This is a genomic window from Amycolatopsis arida, from assembly GCF_900115565.1.
Classification (GTDB): Bacteria; Actinomycetota; Actinomycetes; order Mycobacteriales; family Pseudonocardiaceae; genus Yuhushiella; species Yuhushiella arida.
In genome coordinates this window covers 60,114-78,403 of record NZ_FOWW01000005.1, presented here as the reverse complement: position 1 = coordinate 78,403, position 18,290 = coordinate 60,114, and the positions used below count along the sequence as shown (strand labels likewise).

The window sequence follows — 18,290 nt, the reverse complement described above, 5'->3', positions numbered from 1 at the left end:
CGGGGCCCGGTGCCGCCCGGTCGACGAGCCAGTGGTGGCCCTGGTGCCGTCGGGTTCACGCCTCCACCCGCTCACCGAACACCTACCCCTGACGCCGGACGACGCTTGACGCGCTCAGTCTGCCGAGGGCGATGTGTTGGCGCTGTTGGCCGCTTCCGGCCGCCGGCGCCGACGACGCCGTGCCGGCCGCTCGGCGCTCTCCCCGGACCCGGCCTCGGCCTTGTCGGGCCCGCTCGACGGCTCGCCGTTCGGCTTGCTGCTGGCGCCCCCGCGGGTCCGCCGCCGCCGGCGGCGCTCCCCCGAGCCGGCGCCGTCCCCGCGCTGCTCCGGAGCCCCTTCGGCCGACTCGGCCCGCGCGGTCGACTCGCCGCCACCCCTCGTCCGGCGCCGGCTCCGCGAGCGGGACCGGGTGTCGGGGCCGGACCGGCCACGCCGCCGGCCACCCATGTCCTCCTCGTGCTCGGCGGACAGGCCCGCGCGGGTGCGCTTGGCCAGCGGCAGCCGCCCGGTCGCGTCCGGGGGGATCCCCAGGTCGGAGTACAGGTGCGGCGAGGTGGAGTAGGTCTCCACCGGCTCCGGGATCTCCAGGCCCAACGTGTCGGAGATGAGCTTCCACCGCGGTTCGTCGTCCCAGTCGACGAGGGTGATGGCGACACCGGTCTTGCCCGCCCTGCCGGTGCGGCCGATCCGGTGCACGTAGGTCTTCTCGTCCTCCGGCGTCTGGTAGTTGATGACGTGCGTCACGTCATCGACGTCGATGCCGCGGGCGGCGACGTCGGTGGCGACCAGCACGTCCACCTTGCCGTTGCGGAACGCGCGCAGCGCCTGCTCCCGGGCGCCCTGTCCCAGGTCGCCGTGCACGGCGGCGGCGGCGAACCCGCGCTCGGCCAGGTCGTCGGCTACCTTCTGCGCGGTGCGCTTGGTCCGGGTGAAGATCATCGTCAGGCCGCGGTCCTCGGCCTGCAGGATCCGCGCGATCACCTCGGGCTTGTCCAGCGAGTGCGCCCGGTAGACGAACTGCGTGGTGCGCTCGTGCACCGCGCCGGCGTCGTTCTCCTCGGCGCGAATGTGCGTCGGCTGGTGCAGGAACGTGCGGGCCAGCGTGATGATCGGGCCGGGCATGGTCGCCGAGAACAGCATGGTCTGCCGCTGCTCGGGCACCATCCGCAGGATCCGCTCGATGTCCGGCAGGAAGCCGAGGTCCAGCATCTCGTCGGCTTCGTCCAGCACCAGGCCCTTGATCTTGCCGAGCACCAGGTGCCGCTGCTCGGCCAGGTCGAGCAGCCGGCCCGGCGTGCCGACGACCACCTCGACGCCCTTGCGCAGCGCGGCGATCTGCGTGTCGTACGGGCGGCCGCCGTAGATCGCCAGGGTGCGCACGCCGAGGTGCTTGGCGGCGTCGGTCAGGTCGTGGGTGACCTGCAGACACAGCTCGCGGGTCGGCACGACGACCAGCACCTGCGGGGTGCCGTCGCCGGGCAGCTCGAGCCGGTGCAGCAGCGGGACGCCGAAGCCGAGCGTCTTGCCCATGCCGGTGCGGGCCTGCCCGATGACGTCCTCGCCGCCCATCGCCAGCGGCAGGGTCAGCTCCTGGATGGCGAAGGTGCGCTCGATGCCGGCCTCGCGCAGCGCGCGGACGATCTCCGGGCGCACGCCGAACGACTCGAAGGTGGGGGCCTGCGGCTCCACCGGGGCGTCGGCCCGCAGCGGGTGCGAAGGGTCGGTGTCGGGGACGCCGATCTCGCTGTGCTCCAGCTCGACCGGGTCGATGGTGGGATCTTGCTCGGGCTGTGGGGTGTTCGCGGTCAGGGTGATCGCCTCTCTCGGTACCAGCGCGCACGGCCAGTCGTCGCGCGACACTCGACCACCCGGGTGCCGGCTCGTCGAGGAGCCGGGCCACCGCCGGCGGGAATGCCGTTCGAGGCGTGCACGCGCACTGTCTTCCTGTGGGGTCGCCCGGCGCGGGTCCGCGCGGCGGGTTCGTCCGGTCCGGGCGGATGCAGGTCTGCTGCCGGCGGCCGGTCGTCCCCACGTTGTCTCCATGCCGCGGGCCATGTCGACGTTCCTCGTCGGGTGTCTCTCCCGGACGAAGGAGGAGCCGCAGCGTGGAAGCTCGGTCAATATCACGTGCAGTGTACCGCGACGGTGGCGGCACGCGGTGAGCCGGCGCGCGCGTCGCGGTGATCGCCGGTGCGCGGAGTTGCTCTACGGTGGCTTCCGTGAGCGAGGCAGCGGCGAACATCAGCGAGGGTGTGGTGGACCTGCTCGGCGTGCTGGCCTACGGCGAGCTGTCCGCGTTCGACCGGCTGGCCGAGGACGCGCGCGGTGCCCCCACGCTGGGTGGACGTGCCGCGCTGGCGTCCATGGCCGCCGCCGAGATCGGCCACTACCGGCTGCTGGAGCGCTACCTCGCCGACCACGGGGTCGACGTGGAGGAGGCGATGCGCCCGTTCGTCGGCCACTTCGACTCGTTCCACGCCTCCACCGCGCCGCGATCGTGGCTGGAATCACTCGTGAAGGCCTATGTCGGTGACGGGCTGGCCGCGGACCTGTACCGGGAGATCGCCAACTGGCTCGATCCGGAGACCAAGGAGCTCGTGCTCACCGTGCTGGCCGACACCGGGCACTCGGCGTTCGCCGAACGGGAGGTCGCCGCCGCGATCGCCGCCGACGGCAAGCAGCGCGACCGGCTCGCCCTGTGGGGGCGTCGGCTGCTCGGCGAGGCGCTGACCCAGGCCCAGTACGTGGTGGCCGAGCGCGACGGCCTCGCCGAGCTGATCGTGGCCGGCTCGGGGGACCTGTCCGGAATAGCCGGGCTGTTCCGGCGGTTGCAGCAGGGTCACACCAAGCGGATGCAGGTGCTCGGGCTCGGATAGCCTGTACCGGCACGGATGTTCTCAGGCGGAGGTTGCACGTGGAGGTCAAGATCGGGATCAAGGACACCCCGCGCGAGCTGGTGGTGTCCAGCGGCCAGTCGCAAGACGAGGTCGAGGCGCTGGTCTCGGAGGCCTTGAGCGGCGGCGACGCCCTGCTCCGCCTCTCCGACGACAAGGGCCGGAAGTTCCTCGTCCCCGCCGACCGGATCGCCTATGTCGAGGTCGCGCCGTCGAACGTGCGCAAGGTCGGCTTCGTCGTCGGCAACTAGCCAGGCCGTCACCAGAAGGCTTCCTCGATCCCCGCGTGCCCGGCCGTCCCCGACGGCCGGGCACGCGCCGTTTCCCTACCCGGTGGCCTCGATCTCGTCCAGCGAGCGCGGCACGGCGAACGGGGGCGTGCTGGTGCCCATGATCCGGTAGCGGTCCCACGGGTCGGGGTCGGACACCTCGCCCTTCGCGCTGCCCTCCGGGGTGTGGATCTCCGCCGGCTTCTTGCGGCCGCCGGCCAGCTCGGCCAACCGGTCGTTCGCCTTCACCCGCCCGTACCAGTGGTAGTAGCCGTCGATCGGCTGGAAGTGGCCGCGCAGCTCCACCTCCACCGGGATCTCGGTGTCCTCGACGACCAGGGTCGCCGGCCCGGTGTAGCCGTCCTCGTCGTGCTCGCTCATCGTCGTCTCCTCGGTCGTTCGTCGGGGCCCGCTCGCCGGGGTTCAGCCGGCCTCGGTCTGGTCGTTCTGGTCGGTCCGGTCGCGTTGCCGGCTCATCCGGACGACCTTGTTCTCCTCCAGCGGCACGTTCGGGTCGAGCACCACGCCCTGGGCGCGGGTGAGCCCGTCGATGGCCGCCCAGATGATCTGGGTCAGGTACTCCACCACGCTGTCCCGGCTCATCGACCGGCGTTCCAACCACCAGTCGCCGGTGTTCTGCACCATGCCGACCACGCCGTACGCCCACGGCTCGGCGGCGCCGGAGTCCATCCCGAACATCCGCATGTAGTCGCCGAACAGCGCGGTGAGCGCGGTCGCGATGAGCTCCTTGTCCTCGGCGACGATGTCGGAGTCCACCGGCTTCTCGGCGAAGGACTTCCGGACCAGCAGCCGGTACAGGTTGGGGTGCTCCTCGATCACGGTGAAGTAGGCGTCGATGGCCATCCGGATCCGCGGCAGCGGCGCCAGCTCGGTGTTGATCGCCGGGATCAGCCGCTCCAGCAGGATCTCGGTGCCGCGCTGGCCGAGCGCGACGAAGAGGTCGGCCTTGTCCTCGAAGTGCCGGTACAAGACCGGCTTGGTGACCCCCGCCGCCGCCGCGACGTGGTCCATGCCGAGGTCGGGTCCGTGCTCGTCCAGTGCCCGCAGCGCGGCCTCGACGAACTCCTTCCGTCGGGCGACGCGGTGCTTGCGCCAGCGGTCCTTGCGGGCGTCGCCGGTGGGCACGCCGTCGCGGGCGCTGGCCTGCTTCCTGTTGCGCTTGACACGGTCGACCATGAGGCAGCATGCTACCAGAGGTAACTGTTACCAGAGGTTACACACGATCTGGGTGTCGAAACTCTTGGAAGGCGGTGTCGGCGTTGACGCGGACGCTCAAGGACCCCACCCGCGAGAGGACCGCGGAGCGACTCCTCAAGTCCTCGGCGAACAAGTTCTACGACCCCGAGGTCGACATCGACTGGGGCGCGCCGCTGGTGGAGGGCAAACACTTCATCCCGGAGCACCGCTGCAGCCTCTACGGCACGCACCTGTGGGACCGGCTCACCCCCGAGCAGCGGATCGAGCTGGGCAAGCACGAGCTCGCCAGCATCGCCACCTCGGGCATCTGGTTCGAGGTGCTGCTCATGCAGATGCTGCTCAAGGTCGTCTACAACAGCGACCCGACCACCAATCACGCGCAGTACGCGCTCACCGAGGTCGCCGACGAGTGCCGGCACTCCACGATGTTCGGGCGGATGTCCGAGCGGCTCGGCGTACCGGTGTACGGCCCGACGCGGTTCCTGCGCGAGGTGGCCAAGGTGCTGCCGACCATCGGCTACGGGCCGGCGCTGTACGGCTCGATCCTGGTCGCCGAGGAGATCCTCGACCGGCTCCAGCGCGACCAGATGAACGACCCGGACATCCAGCCGCTCGTGCGGATGGTGAACCGGATCCACGTGCTCGAGGAGGCCCGGCACGTCACCTTCGCCCGCGAGGAGGTCGAGCGCGGCATGGCGAAGCTGAGCAAGCCGGAGCTGCTCTACCAGCGCTACCTCATCGCGCTGGTGTCGTTCGCCATCACCCGGTCGCTGATCAACCCGCGGGTGTACCTGTCCGTCGGGATCAGCCCGCGGGAGGGGTTCCGGACCGCGTGGAGCAACCCGCACATGCACGAGACGATGCGCTACGCCGGCGGCAAGATCATGCCGTTCCTGCAGGAGAACGGCCTGGTTGGCGCGCCGGGAATGCACCTGTGGCGCCACTCGCACCTGCTGCCGGCGACGTAGCGGGGCGAGGTCGACGATGACCGCGATCGAGGCGAGGCCGGTCGCCGGGCGGCCACCGGCCCCCTGGGACCCGGTGCGCGAGCACCGCTTCGTCACCAGCGACGGCACGGCGCTGCACGTCAGGTCGAGCGGGCCGGCGGCCGCCCCGCTCACGCTCGTCCTCGTGCACGGCTGGACCCAGGACCACCGCACGTGGGACAGGGTGGTCGACGAGTTCGACCGGATGGGCGACACCCCGGCCAGGATGCTGCGCTACGACCTGCGCGGGCACGGCGCCTCGGCACCCGCGCGCCCTGGCACCGCGACCATCGAGCAGCTGGCCGACGACCTGGCCGAGCTGCTGGCCGCGCGGGTGCCGGACGGCCCACTCGTGCTCGCCGGGCACTCCATGGGTGGCATGACGATCATGGCGCTCGCCGAGCGGCACCCCGAGCTGGTCGAGCGGCGGGTCGCCGGCGTGGCGTTCGTGGCCACCTCGTGTGGCTCGATGGACCGCATCACCCTCGGCCTTCCCGGTGTGCTGGGCACCGGCGCGGCGGCGTTCGAGCGCCGGCTCGCCGCGCTGCTGTTGCGGCATCGCAAGGACCGGCTGCCGCTGCGGCCCGCGACCGTGTACCCGGGGACGCGGCTGCTGGTCTTCGGCCGCCGCCCCCGGCGCGCGGACGTGCGGGACGTGGCGGCCCAGCTGCTCGTCGCGCATCCGGCCAGCGTGGGCGGCTTCCAGCAGTCGATCTCCCGGCACGACCGGCGGGTCGCGCTGGCGCGGCTGCGGGGCAAACCGGCGGTGGTGCTCGCCGGAGACCGCGACCGGCTCTGTCCGCTCCCGCACGCCGAGGCGATCGCGGCCGAGCTGCCCGAGGCCGGGTTCGTCCGCTACCCCGGCGCGGGGCACATGCTGGCCCACGAGCGGGCCGCCGGCGTGGCCGCCCGGCTGGTCACACTGGTGCGCACCGTGGCCGAGAGGCAGGGACGGCGTGCGTAGGGCATTCCTCGCGGGCATGGCGGCGGGCACGGCCGTGGCCCTGCTCGCGCTGAGCGGCTGCGGGGACTCCGGTGACTCCGCGGGGCAGTCACCGGGGACCTCCACGCCACCGGCGGCGACCACCACGACCACGGTCCAGGAGGAGGCACCCACCGCCCGGTTCGCCGTGCGGGGCGGCGCCCGCGCCGAGGGGCCGGATCGGGTCGAGGTGCCGGTCGGCGCCGACGTGCTCATCGAGGTCACCTCGGACACCGCCGACGAGCTGCACGTGCACGGCTACGACCGCACCGCCGAGCTGGTTCCCGGCGTGCCGGCGCGGGTCGCGTTCACCGCGCAGATCCCCGGGGTGTTCGAGGTCGAGCTGCACCACCAGGAGCTCCTGCTGACCCAGCTGCGGGTGGGCGGGTGATCCTGGCCCACGGGCTGGGTGGGCGCGCCGACCTGCCGGTGCCGCTGTGGCTGGCGCTCTACGCCGGCGCGTTCGCGGTGCTGGTGTCGTTCTTCGCGCTGACCGCGTTCTGGACCAGGCCGAAGCTGCGCGGCGCCGAGGCCGGCCACCCGCTGCCCGGCGGGGTGCGGCGGGTGGCCGACGCGCCGCTCACCCGCCGGGTGCTGCGCGGCGCCGGGCTGGTGGGCTGGCTGGTGCTGCTGGCCGCGGCGTGGCTCGGGCCGGACAGCTCCGCGATCAACCCGGCCAGCACGTGGTTCTACGTCTGGTTCTGGGTCGGCCTGGTGCCGCTGTCCCTGCTGTTCGGGCCGGCGTGGCGGCTGGCCAACCCGCTGCGCACGCTCGCCGCGCTGGTGCCGCGGCGGACCTTCCTGCCGCTGCCCGCGCGGCTCGGGTACTGGCCGGCGGTGGCCGGCCTGCTCGCGTTCCTCTGGCTGGAGTTGGTGTACGACCGGTCGGACTCGCCACGCGCGATCGCCGTGTTCCTCACCGGCTACACCCTGGTGCAGGTGGCGGCCGGCGCGGTGTACGGGTCGCGGTGGTTCGGCCGCGGCGACGGCTTCGAGGTCTACGCGAACCTGCTGGCGCGGCTCGCCCCGGTCGGCCGCGGGACGGAAGGGCGGTTGGTGCTGCGCAACCCGCTGGACGGCCTGGTCGCCGGTGGCGGGCGGGGGCTGACACCGGTGGTGCTCGTGCTGCTGGGGGCCACCGCGTTCGACGGGGTGACCCGGTTGCCGGTGTGGACCGACCTGGTCCGGGAGACCGGGCGGGCGGCGGGGATGTTGCTCGGCACGGCCGGGTTGGCTGGCGCCGTCGCGGTGGTGGCGCTGGCCTACGCCGGCGGGATCCGGCTCACCCGGCCCTACCTGCGCAAGGGGGTCGAGCCGTACGGGTCGTTCGCGCACTCGCTGATCCCGATCGCGGTCGGGTACACGGTGGCGCACTACTTCTCGTTCGCCGTGTTCCAGGGCCAGGCCGGGTACCTGCTGCTCGGGTCGGGCGCCGGCATCGACTACACGGTCGTGTCCGCGTCGACCATCGCGTTCGTGCAGGTCGCGGGTATCGTGATCGGTCACGTCGTGGGCGTGGCCGCGGCGCACGACCGGGCGCTGCAGGTGCTGCGCCCCGCCTACGTCAAGGTGGGCCAGTTCCCGATGCTGGCGGTCATGGTGGGGTACACCACCGTCGGGATCGCGCTGGTCTCGGGAGCGTGAGGGATGCGGCTGGCGACCCGCGTGGTGATGATGCACCAGGGCGGCTGGGACGAGATCGCCATCGTCGCCGGCCCGGTGCTGGTGATCGCCGTGCTGATCGCGGTCGCCCGCCGGCAGCGCCCGCCGGAGGACGAGGACGACTCCGCCGCCGGTGGCGAGGGAGCCGACAACCCCGAGGACCCCGAGGACGGGCGGTAGCCGGGTGGGTTCTGCCGTCGCCCGCACTCCCGCGCCACTCCCGCACTCCCGCGCCACCGCGGCCCGGGTCGCGCTCGGGCTCTGGGCGACCCTGCCGGCTCTTCACCCCACCGGAGGAAACTCGGCACGAGGCGACCATTCGCGCCGCCGCGACCCCCGAAGTTGTCCACAGTTCTCCGCGGCGGCCCTCCAGCGCCCTGACCAGCGGTAAAATGGACGTGGGGCCGGCCCCCGGGATCGGGTGGGGGATGGTTACTTGCGGTTCCGTCGCAACGTCGACGCCGCGGGTCGCCCCGGGGTTGGTCAGCCCTGCTGCTGCAGTGGGAAGCCGCCGCCGATGCCGCGCCAGGCCAGGGTGGAGGTCAGCGCGACCGCCTCCTCGCGGCTCATCGAGCTGTGGTGGGCCAGCCAGAACCGCGCGCTCACCTGGCTCATCCCCACCAGGCCGACGGCGAGCAACCGCGCCTTCTCCTCGTCGAGTCCGGCGTCGGCCGTGATCGTCTCGGTGATCGCGTCCACGCTGGCCGAGGTCGCCCTGTCGACGGCGGCCTGCACGGCCGGCTCCCCACGCAGGTCCGACTCGAACACCATCCGGAACGCGCCGACGTCACCGTTGACGAAGTCGAAGAAGGCGCCGACGGCGTTCTGCACCCGCTGCTTGTTGTCCGTGGTGGAGCTCAGCGCGTCCTGCACCCGGCTCACCAGGTGGTCAACGTGGCTCTCCAACAGCGCGATGTAGAGGTCGAGCTTGCCGGGGAAGTGCTGGTAGAGCACCGGCTTGCTGACCCCGGCCTGCTCGGCGATGTCGTCCATGGCCGCCGCGTGATAGCCGTTGGCGGCGAAGACCTGCTGCGCGGCCGCCAGCAGCTGGGCGCGGCGCTCGAGGCGGGGCAGCCGAACCCCACGCCCGACCTGCGCCGGGCCGGCGCTCTCACCGCCCTGCGAGTGCAGTCTGGCCGTCTCCGTCATAGTGCCTCCAGTATGGCGCCGGCGCCGGCGGGGTCACCGTCGACGCGAAACAGGGTCGAGATTACTCGCCGGTAGAGCCGGCGCGCCAAGCCCGGGGCATGTCAGGCATGCTGGGGTGATGTCCAGGATGCTCGCCCTACCGGCCGGCACCCGCGCCCCCGGGCGCGACCGGCCGCCGCTGACCCACGTGCCGCTGTCGACCACACCGCTGCCGCCGCTGGACCGGACGCGGCCGCCGTGGCACGGCGCGGAGGAGTCGGTCGGCGGGGTGCGGCTGCACGTTCGCCGGACCCCCGGCGCGGACGAGGCCACCACCGTCTACGTGCACGGGCTCGGTGGCTCGTCGACCAACTGGACCGACCTCGCCGGGCTGCTCGCCCCGTGGTCCGGCGGGGTGGCGGTGGACCTCCCCGGGTTCGGGCTGTCCGAGCCGGGGCCGGACTTCGACTTCAGCCTCGACGCGCACGCCGAGACGCTGGCCGAGTTCGTCGCCGGGCTGGACGCCGGCCCGGTGCACCTCGTGGGCAACTCGATGGGTGGCGCGGTCGCGGTGCTGCTCGCCGCCCGCCGGCCGGACCTGGTGCGCACGCTGACGCTCGTCTCGCCGGCGGTGCCCGACCTGCGACCCGACCCGCGCCGGCTCTCCGACCCCCGGATGGCACTGGCCTACCTGCCGGTCGTGGGGCGGCGGGCCCGAAGGCGGCTGGCGGCGATGGGCCCGCGCGAACGGGCCGAGCAGGTCATCCGGCTGTGCTTCGCCAACCCCGACTCGTTCCCGCCGCACCGCCTCGACGAACTCGCCGCCGAGCACGGCGCGCGGGCGGGGCTGGCGTGGGCCAACCCGGCGATGGCGCGCAGCACGGTCGCGATCCTGCGAACCTGGTGCCGGCGGGGCGGCCGGTCGCTGTGGGCGGTCGTGCCGGAGGTGCGCGCGCCGACGCTGGTGGTGTGGGGCACCGAGGACAAGGTGATCTCGGTGCGCCGGGCGGCGCGGACCGCGCGGCTGCTGCCCCGCGGCCGGCTGCTCGTGCTGCCGCGCACCGGGCACGTCGCGCAGATGGAGCGGCCGGTCACCGTGGCCAGGGCGGTGCTGGGCATGTGGGAGAGCGTGGCCGCCGACCGGTGGTGAGTGGTCCGGCGCGGGTGCGGCCGGTTGACACGAGCGGGTGAGATTGCGCTGTTCGGGTGAGGGGAAAGGCCCGGTGGCCCGCCGGTTGCCCCGACCGTCACCGTGCGCGTGTGGCACCCTGGGGCCGTGGAGCGCGTGACCAACGGCGTGGGTGGGGATGGTCAGCGGGTGGAGAACCCGCTGACCCGCCGCGACCCCTTCGCGCGCGCGGGAGGCTCGCGGGGCGTCGAGGACCGTTACCGGCCCGGCACCCGGCGGACCGCCGCCGAACCGCTGCGGGCGTCGTGGCGGCCCAAGACCGATCCGGAGCGGCCCGCGGGGGAGCGGAAGCGGCCACGCCAGTCGCGGCTGCGTCGGGTGGCCTCCACGTACGGCTGGCGGATCTACGCCCTGCCGATCCTGGTGGCGCTGACCGCCCTCGTGGTGTTCGAGACCGCGACGACGCCACCCACGCCCGCCGAGGGCGCCGCCACCGCCAACTCCGGCGCGGCGGTACCCGGCGGGGAGACGCCGCTGGTGAAGGAGAACCCGGCGGAACCAGTGGATCTGACGATTCCGACGGCCGAGTTGCCGGAGGGCGGCGAGTACACGCAGAGCGGGCAGGGCACGTGGCACGTGGTGCCGGTGCCGGAGGGCCGGGGAGAGAAGGCCGGCACCGGGAGCCGGCTCTACACCTACACCGTGGAGGTGGAGGACGGGATCGACCCGGCGAGCTACGGCGGGGACGACGCCTTCGCCAACTCGGTCGAGGGGATCCTGTCCGACCCGCGGAGCTGGACCGGCGGCGGGCAGGTGGCGCTGCAGCGCGTGGACGCCGGTGCGCCGGAGCCGGACTTCCGGGTGAGCCTCACCACGCCCGACACCGCGCACCGCCCGGACTACTGCGGCTTCCAGATCAAGTACGAGTCGTCGTGCAACCTCTCGGGCAAGAAGCGGGTGATCATCAACCTGGCCCGCTGGGTACGCGGCGCGCTGGCGTTCAGCGGTGACCTGACCGGTTACCGCCAGTACGCCATCAACCACGAGGTCGGGCACGCGCTCGGCAAGGGCCACGAGGGGTGCGCCGAGGCCGGCGCGCTGGCGCCGGTGATGATGCAGCAGAGCTTCGGGGTGTCCAACGACTACGTCGCCGACCTGAACAAGGTCGACCCGAGCAACTATGGCGCCGTCCCGGCCGACGGCAAGGTGTGCAAGCCCAACGCCTGGCCCAACCCCCAAGCCCGCTGACCGAAACCTGTACGCGTGTCCGCGGTCTGTGTACGTGTGTTGGCGTCCTGCGGCGCCGACACGTGCGCATGACGCGCGGACACGGTAGTTCGTGGTGTCCAGCAGGTGGGACAGGGAAGGTCCGCGCGCCTGGGGGTGTTGTGGATACTGGAAGCCGCCAACGCACCCGTCGCGAGCGTCGCGAGATGGAGGACCGATGTCAGGCACGCTGCCGCCGCTGGTCGAGCCGGCCGCCGAGCTCTCCAAGGAGGAGGTGGCCCGGTACAGCCGGCACCTGATCATCCCGGATGTCGGGATGGAGGGGCAGAAGCGACTCAAGAACGCCAAGGTCCTGGTCATCGGCGCGGGTGGGCTCGGCAGCCCGGCGCTGCTCTACCTCGCCGCCGCCGGGGTGGGCACCCTCGGGGTGATCGACTTCGACGTGGTCGACGAGTCGAACCTGCAGCGCCAGGTGATCCACGGGCAGTCCGACGTCGGCAAGCCGAAGGCCGTCTCCGCCAAGGAGTCGATCGCCGAGGTCAACCCGTTCGTCGACGTCCGGCTGCACACCGAGCAGCTCACCATGGACAACGCGCTCGACGTCTTCCGCGACTACGACCTGATCCTGGACGGCACCGACAACTTCGCCACGCGGTACCTGGTGAACGACGCGGCCGTGTTGCTCGGCAAGCCGTACGTGTGGGGCTCGATCTTCCGGTTCGAGGGCCAGGTCAGCGTGTTCTGGGAGGACGCGCCGAACGGCAAGGGGCTGAACTACCGCGACCTCTACCCCGAGCCCCCGCCGCCCGGGATGGTGCCGTCGTGCGCCGAGGGTGGGGTGCTCGGCGTGCTGTGCGCGTCGATCGGCTCGATCATGGTCACCGAGGCGATCAAGCTCATCACCGGCATCGGTGAGCCGTTGCTGGGCCGGCTGATCAGCTACGACGCGCTCGAGATGAGGTACCGCGAGGTGCGGATCCGCAAGGACCCGGCCACCCCGAGGATCACCGAGTTGATCGACTACGAGGAGTTCTGCGGGGTCGTGTCCGACGAGGCCCAGCAGGCGGCGAGCGGGCACACGATCACCCCGGCCGAGCTCAAGGCGAAGTTCGACGCGGGGGAGGACTTCGAGCTGATCGACGTTCGCGAGCCGCACGAGTACGAGATCGTCAACATCAAGGGCGCCAAGCTGATCCCGAAGGACCGGATCCTGTCCGGTGAGGCGCTGGCCGAGCTGCCGCAGGACAAGCCGATCGTGCTGCACTGCAAGTCGGGCGGGCGGTCGGCGGAGGCGCTGGCGGCGCTGCACCACGCCGGCTTCCGCGACGCGACCCACCTCGGCGGCGGCGTGCTCGCCTGGGCCAAGCAGATCGACACCAGCCTGCCCACCTACTGACATCCGCCACGAAGCCCACCGGTGGCCCCGCCGCGCGCGAAACGGCGAAGCTCGCGCGGTAGGGGAGGCGTTGAACGAGCACAGTGACGCGCAGCGTCTCCGTTCGGGCGGTGGGGGAGACGAGTGGCGCCATGAAGGTGGCTTCGTGGCGTTGCCGGCGCGGTAACGTAACCGGTCGTGACGACCAGCCGTGAGCGCCCGCCGGCCCACGTGTGCGCCGCGTTCGGGGCGTCGCCGGCCGACGCCGAGCCGCTGCCCGGCGGCTCGGCGTGGCGGTACGCGGGCATCGTGCTCAAACCGGTGGTCGACCGGGCCCGCGCGGTGTGGGTCGCCCGTACCCTCGCCGCCCTCGGCGTGCCGGACCTGCGCATCGCCCGGCCGGTCCAGTCGACCGACGGGCGTTGGCTGGTCGGCGGCTGGTCCGCCTTCCGCTACCTGTCCGGCGCGACCGAGCACCGCTACGACGACGTGCTGCTCACCGCGGTCAAGCTCCACCAGACCACCGCCGACCTGCCCCGGCCGCCGTTCCTGGCCGCCAGGGAGGACATCACCGCGGTCGCCGACCGGGTGGCCTGGGCCGAGCGTGAGGTCGAGCTGGACGAGCACAAGGGCGGCCGCTGGTTCGAGGTGCTCGCCGCCGCCCGCCGCCCGGTCCGCGTGCCCGACCAGGTGGTGCACGGCGAGCTGTTCGGCACCGTCCTGTTCGACGGCGACGCTCCTCCCGGCGTGGTCGATTTCGTGCCGTTCTTCCGCCCCGCCGAGTGGGGCGCCGCCGTGGCCGCCGTCGATGCCCTCGCCTGGGGTGGTGCCGACGGCGAGCTGCTCCGCCGCTGGGCACACCTGCCGGAGTGGCCGCAGCTGCTGCTCCGCGCCATGTTGTTCCGGCTCGCGGCACACGCACTGGACCCCCGCTCCACCCGTGCCGCACTGGACGGGTTGCGCCACGCCGCGCGTGAGGTCAGCGAGCTGGTGTGAGCCCGCGCCGCCGTACCGTCCACGCCAGCGTCGCGCTCGCCGCGCCGGCCGAGCACGTCTGGTCCTTCATCACCGGCTTCGTTGGCATCAACGACGAACTCCGCCCGTTGCTCCGGATGACGATTCCGCCCCGGCTGCGAGCCACCGCCGCCATCGACGTCGAGCCGCCGGTCGCGCTGGGACCGAGTCTGTTGCTGCTCTTCGGCGTCCTCCCGGTGGACGTCGACGACATCCGGCTCGTGGCGTTCGACCCGCCGCGCCGGTTCCTGGAACGGTCCCGCCTGCGCTCCGCCCGCCACTGGGAGCACGAGCGGGTGATCGAGGACACGGCCGGCGGTTGCCGGCTCACCGACCGCGTGACGTTCGAGCCCCGGTGGTCAGCCACCGGACCGATCCTGCGCACCGCCGTCGCCCGGCTCTTCCGGCACCGGCACGCCCGGCTCGCCGCGCGGTTCGGGGCGGCGTGACCCCGCGGGATCTCACCGCGACACCGGTCGAACCCCGGGGCAATGTCGCATGCCTGAAACATTCCGCCCCTTCCCGGTAACACCACCTGCCTACCGTCGGGCCTCGAACATCCCCGACACCGGCAGGAGCACCCGTGACGCTGACCGCGGACCGCACCGAGCGGGCGGGTGGCGCGGCCACCCACTGCCCGTACTGCGCCCTGCAGTGCGCGATGTCGGTGACCGCCCGAGCCACGGACGCCGCGGACGACACGGAAGCGGCCGCGGCGCCGACGGTCGCGCCGCGCGAGTTCCCGACCAACGCCGGCGGGCTGTGCCAGAAGGGCTGGACCTCCGCCAGCCTGCTGGGCTCGCCAGCCCGGCTCACCACCCCGCTCGTCCGGAACGCCTCCGGCACGCTCCGCCCGGCGAGCTGGGACACCGCGCTCGACCTCGTGGCGCGCCGGCTACGGGAGATCCGCGCCACCTCCGGCCCGGACGCCACCGCGGTCTTCGGCGGCGGCGGGCTCACCAACGAGAAGGCCTACCTGCTCGGCAAGTTCGCCCGCGTCGCACTGGGCACTTCGCAGATCGACTACAACGGCCGGTTCTGTATGTCGTCGGCCGCCGCGGCCGGCGTGCGCGCGTTCGGCCTCGACCGTGGCCTGCCGTTCCCGCTCACCGACCTGGCCGACGCCGACGCCGTGCTGTTGGTCGGCGCCAACCCTGCCGAGACCATGCCGCCGTTCGTCCAGCACCTGCGCGCCGCGCGGGCGGCCGGCGGGCTGGTGGTGATCGACCCCCGGCGCACCCCGACGGCGGAACAGGCCAACCTCCACCTACGACCCGCGCCCGGCACGGACCTCGCGCTGGCGCTGGGGATCCTGCACGCAGCCGCGGCCGACGGTCTCCTGAATCGATCCTATGTGGACAAGCGCACCATTGGATTCGACGAGATGTGGCGCACGGTCGCCGCATGGTGGCCCGAGCGGGTCGAGCGGGTCACCGGGGTCGCCGCCGCCGACCAGCGCCGGGTGGCCGCCGTGCTCACCGGAGCCCGCAACGCCTACGTGCTCACCGCGCGCGGCACCGAGCAGCACGCCGACGGCACGAACACGGTCAGTGCGTGGATCAACCTCGCGCTCGCCCTCGGCCTGCCGGGCACCCCCGGCTCCGGCTTCGGCTGCCTCACCGGGCAGGGCAACGGGCAGGGCGGCCGCGAGCACGGGCAGAAGGCCGATCAGCTCCCCGGCTACCGGCGCATCGACGACCCGGCCGCCCGCGCGCACGTGGCGAACGTCTGGGGCGTGCCCGCCGACTCGCTGCCCGGCCCCGGCCGCTCGGCCTACGAGTTGCTCGACGCGCTCGGCACCGCCACCGGGCCCCGCGCGCTGCTGGTGTTCGGCAGCAACGTGGTGGTGTCCGCGCCGCGGGCCGCGCACGTCGCCGACCGGCTGGCCGCGCTGGACCTGCTGGTGGTCGCCGACATCGTGCTGTCGGAGACCGCGGCGCTGGCCGACGTCGTGTTCCCGGTCACGCAGTGGGCCGAGGAGGACGGCACGATGACCAGCCTCGAGGGCAGGGTGCTGCTGCGCCGCCGCGCCGTGAACCCGCCGGAGGGCGTGCGCAGCGACCTGGACGTGCTGGCCGGGCTGGCCACCCGGCTCGACCGGTCGGCCACCGACTTCCCGACCGACCCGGAGACGGTGTTCACCGAGCTCCGCGCCGCCTCGCGCGGTGGCCCCGCCGACTACTCCGGCGTCAGCTACGACCGCCTGCGCGCCGGTGAGGCGCTGTACTGGCCGGTGCCGGCCGAGGACCACCCTGGCAGCCCGCGGATGTTCCTGGACCGGTTCGCCCACCCGGACGGCCGGGCGCGGTTCGTGCCGGTCGACCACACCGGGCCGGCCGAGTCGCCCGACCCCGACTTCCCGCTGTACGCCACCACCGGGCGGGTGTTGCAGCACTACCAGTCCGGGGCGCAGACCCGCAACGTGGCCGAGCTCGTCGACGCGGTCCCCGAGTCCTATGTGGAGGTGCATCCGGACACCGCGGCGCGGGCCGGGCTCGCCGAGGGAGACCTCGCCAGGATCACCTCGCGGCGGGGCGCGGCCACGGCCAGGGTGCGGTGCGTGCCGTCGCTGCGGCCGGACGTGGTGTTCCTGCCCTTCCACTTCGCCGGCGAGCAGCGGGCGAATCTGTTGACCAACCCGGCGCTCGACCCCACCAGCCGGATGCCCGAGTTCAAGGTCTGCGCGGTCCGGATCGCCCAGGCCGAGCCCAAGAAGACCACAGTGGAGGAAGTGGGATGAGTCCTCACAGGATCGTGGTGCTCGGGTACGGGATGGCCGGTGCGCGGCTGGCCGACGAGATCCGCCGCCGGGACCCCGCCGGCGAACGGGTCGCGCTGACCGTGGTCGGCGACGAGCCGGAGCCGGCGTACAACCGGGTGCTGCTGTCGGCGGTCGTCGCCGGGACCATGCGCCCGGAGGCGGTGCGGCTGCACGAGCCGGACTGGGCCCACCGGAACCGGGTCGACCTGCGGCTCGGGGTAGGCGCCCTGCGGATCGACCGGGAGCGCCGGACCGTCGAGCTCACCGACGGCTCCACTGTGGACTACGACACGCTGGTGCTGGCCACCGGCGCCCGGCCGTGGCTGCCACCGGTCGAGGACCTGTGCGACGAGGCCGGCGACCCCGCGCCCGGTGTGGTGCCGTTCCGCACCCTGGAGGACTGCGCGCGCATCCTCGACGCCGCCAGGGTCGGCGCGCCGGTGGCGGTGCTCGGCGGCGGCCTGCTCGGCCTGGAGGCCGCTCGCGGGCTGGCCGGCCGTGGCAACCTGGTCACCGTGGTCCACCCGGTGGGCCACCTCATGGAGCGCCAGCTCGACCCCGGCGCCGGCCGGGTGCTGGCCCGCACGCTCGGCGGGCTGGGCATCGACCTGCGGCTGGGCGTCACCGCCGCCCGGTATCTGGCCGGCCCGACGACGACCAGCGAGCACCGACCCAGCCCCGGCGAGGGAGGAGCGGAGCTGGGAGGAGTCGGGCCAGGCAGCGCGGGCGGATTGAAGCTGGACGACGGGTCGCACGTGCAGGCCGACCTGGTGGTCGTGGCCGCCGGGGTGCGCGCGGACACCGCGCTGGCCGAGGCCGCCGGGCTGGCCGTGGACCGCGGTGTGCTGGTGGACGACGCGCTGCGCACCAGCGACGGCCGGATCTTCGCGCTCGGTGACTGCGCGCGGCACCCTGGCACGGTGTCCGGCCTCGTGCAGCCGGCGTGGGAGCAGGCCGAGGTGCTCGCCGACCTGCTCACCGGCACCGACACCGCCGCGCGCTACCGCGGAACCCCGGTGCTCACCCGGCTCAAGGCCAGGGACATCGACCTCGCCGCGTTCGGCGAGACGCACACCGAGGTCGCCGACGAGACCGCCGAGGTGCTGTGCCTCACCGACCCGACCCGCGGCCGCTACGCCAAGCTGGTGCTGCGCGAGGGCCGGGTCACCGGCGCCATCCTGCTCGGCGCGCCGGACGCGGCCGCCACCGTCACCCAGTTCTACGACCGCGGCACGGTTGTGCCGGAGGACCGGCTCGGCCTGCTGCTCGGCCGGGCTCTGCCGACCGGCACCCCGGTGGCCGCCAGCCCGGTGGACCTGCCCGCCTCGGCGGTGGTCTGCCGGTGCAACTCGGTGAACAAGGGACGCCTCGTCGACGCGTGGCGGGCCGGCGCGACCAGCGTCCCCGAGCTGGCCGCGGCGACCAGGGCCACCACCGGCTGCGGTAGTTGCGCCGACGCCGTCTGCGGCATCGCCGACTGGCTGGCCACCACCGCCTGATCAACACCGCCTGAGCACCCCGAACGACCACCCGAAACGACCAACGCCGGGCGCGCTGCCCGGTGTTCCAGCCCCCGCGTCGCCGCCGCCGCGGACCACGGCCCGGCTCCCTGCCCGGGCGCCCCGAGAGTCCCGCCAGGAGAGGA

At 73.4% G+C, this 18,290-nt stretch carries 18 protein-coding genes; 14 read left to right on the top strand and 4 right to left on the bottom strand.

Annotated elements, in window-relative coordinates; genetic code table 11:
* Positions 1 to 114: 114 nt before the first annotated feature.
* Positions 115 to 1,689 carry a DEAD/DEAH box helicase gene (locus tag BM051_RS16000; protein WP_243859594.1) on the bottom strand — a complete coding sequence of 525 codons (1,575 nt, stop codon included), beginning with the start codon at positions 1,687 to 1,689 and terminating at the stop codon, positions 115 to 117.
* A gap of 530 nt (positions 1,690 to 2,219) precedes the next feature.
* Here BM051_RS16000 and BM051_RS15995 point away from each other — a divergent pair.
* Complete coding sequence (locus BM051_RS15995) at positions 2,220 to 2,876, top strand: ferritin-like fold-containing protein (protein ID WP_092530969.1); 657 nt, start codon at positions 2,220 to 2,222, stop codon at positions 2,874 to 2,876.
* A gap of 38 nt (positions 2,877 to 2,914) precedes the next feature.
* Positions 2,915 to 3,145, top strand: coding sequence for a DUF3107 domain-containing protein (locus BM051_RS15990; protein WP_092530968.1), 231 nt, complete (start codon positions 2,915 to 2,917; stop codon positions 3,143 to 3,145).
* Positions 3,146 to 3,220: 75 nt separating this feature from the next.
* Here the strand turns inward: BM051_RS15990 and BM051_RS15985 are convergent, their stop codons facing one another.
* Complete coding sequence (locus BM051_RS15985) at positions 3,221 to 3,544, bottom strand: DUF4873 domain-containing protein (RefSeq protein ID WP_092530967.1); 324 nt, start codon at positions 3,542 to 3,544, stop codon at positions 3,221 to 3,223.
* 42 nt (positions 3,545 to 3,586) lie between these two features.
* Complete coding sequence (locus BM051_RS15980; RefSeq protein WP_092530966.1) at positions 3,587 to 4,360, bottom strand: TetR/AcrR family transcriptional regulator; 774 nt, start codon at positions 4,358 to 4,360, stop codon at positions 3,587 to 3,589.
* An 83-nt stretch (positions 4,361 to 4,443) separates the two neighbouring features.
* On the opposite strand from BM051_RS15980, the gene BM051_RS15975 reads away from it, so the two are divergent.
* From BM051_RS15975 to BM051_RS15955, 5 genes are read left to right on the top strand one after another with little or no spacing between them, the layout of a single operon-like run.
* Positions 4,444 to 5,349 (top strand): AurF N-oxygenase family protein, encoded by a 906-nt coding sequence (locus BM051_RS15975; RefSeq protein ID WP_092531240.1) that lies wholly within the window; start codon positions 4,444 to 4,446, stop codon positions 5,347 to 5,349.
* A 16-nt stretch (positions 5,350 to 5,365) separates the two neighbouring features.
* Positions 5,366 to 6,331: an alpha/beta fold hydrolase gene (locus BM051_RS15970; protein ID WP_092530965.1), complete on the top strand. Its 966-nt coding sequence runs from the start codon at positions 5,366 to 5,368 to the stop codon at positions 6,329 to 6,331.
* Entirely contained in the window at positions 6,324 to 6,740 is a 417-nt protein-coding gene (locus BM051_RS15965; RefSeq protein WP_243859567.1) for a cupredoxin domain-containing protein, read from the top strand. The genes BM051_RS15970 and BM051_RS15965 overlap by 8 nt, the downstream gene beginning before the upstream one ends.
* Positions 6,737 to 7,993 (top strand): hypothetical protein, encoded by a 1,257-nt coding sequence (locus tag BM051_RS15960; protein ID WP_092530963.1) that lies wholly within the window; start codon positions 6,737 to 6,739, stop codon positions 7,991 to 7,993. The genes BM051_RS15965 and BM051_RS15960 overlap by 4 nt, the downstream gene beginning before the upstream one ends.
* Positions 7,994 to 7,996: 3 nt before the next feature.
* Positions 7,997 to 8,191, top strand: a complete 195-nt coding sequence (locus BM051_RS15955; RefSeq protein ID WP_092530962.1) for a hypothetical protein — start codon at positions 7,997 to 7,999, stop codon at positions 8,189 to 8,191.
* Between the two features lie 303 nt (positions 8,192 to 8,494).
* Here BM051_RS15955 and BM051_RS15950 read toward each other — a convergent pair whose 3' ends face one another.
* Positions 8,495 to 9,160: a TetR/AcrR family transcriptional regulator gene (locus BM051_RS15950; RefSeq protein WP_166677734.1), complete on the bottom strand. Its 666-nt coding sequence runs from the start codon at positions 9,158 to 9,160 to the stop codon at positions 8,495 to 8,497.
* A 118-nt stretch (positions 9,161 to 9,278) separates the two neighbouring features.
* On the opposite strand from BM051_RS15950, the gene BM051_RS15945 reads away from it, so the two are divergent.
* The 7 genes from BM051_RS15945 (at position 9,279) to BM051_RS15915 (ending at position 18,144) form a co-directional block, all read left to right on the top strand.
* Positions 9,279 to 10,289 (top strand): alpha/beta fold hydrolase, encoded by a 1,011-nt coding sequence (locus BM051_RS15945; protein ID WP_424923282.1) that lies wholly within the window; start codon positions 9,279 to 9,281, stop codon positions 10,287 to 10,289.
* 126 nt (positions 10,290 to 10,415) lie between these two features.
* The gene (locus tag BM051_RS15940) at positions 10,416 to 11,516 is read left to right on the top strand and encodes a DUF3152 domain-containing protein (RefSeq protein WP_092530960.1); all 1,101 of its coding nucleotides are present in this window, start codon (positions 10,416 to 10,418) and stop codon (positions 11,514 to 11,516) included.
* A gap of 196 nt (positions 11,517 to 11,712) precedes the next feature.
* Positions 11,713 to 12,891, top strand: a complete 1,179-nt coding sequence (gene moeZ / locus BM051_RS15935; RefSeq protein ID WP_092530959.1) for an adenylyltransferase/sulfurtransferase MoeZ — start codon at positions 11,713 to 11,715, stop codon at positions 12,889 to 12,891.
* A 177-nt stretch (positions 12,892 to 13,068) separates the two neighbouring features.
* Positions 13,069 to 13,866, top strand: a complete 798-nt coding sequence (locus tag BM051_RS15930; protein WP_092530958.1) for a TIGR02569 family protein — start codon at positions 13,069 to 13,071, stop codon at positions 13,864 to 13,866.
* Positions 13,863 to 14,333: an SRPBCC family protein gene (locus tag BM051_RS15925; RefSeq protein WP_092530957.1), complete on the top strand. Its 471-nt coding sequence runs from the start codon at positions 13,863 to 13,865 to the stop codon at positions 14,331 to 14,333. The genes BM051_RS15930 and BM051_RS15925 overlap by 4 nt, the downstream gene beginning before the upstream one ends.
* A 212-nt stretch (positions 14,334 to 14,545) precedes the next feature.
* Entirely contained in the window at positions 14,546 to 16,624 is a 2,079-nt protein-coding gene (locus tag BM051_RS15920) for a molybdopterin oxidoreductase family protein (protein WP_092531238.1), read from the top strand.
* Positions 16,621 to 18,144: an FAD-dependent oxidoreductase gene (locus BM051_RS15915; protein WP_092530956.1), complete on the top strand. Its 1,524-nt coding sequence runs from the start codon at positions 16,621 to 16,623 to the stop codon at positions 18,142 to 18,144. Before BM051_RS15920 ends, BM051_RS15915 begins: the two co-directional genes overlap by 4 nt.
* Positions 18,145 to 18,290 lie beyond the last annotated feature (146 nt).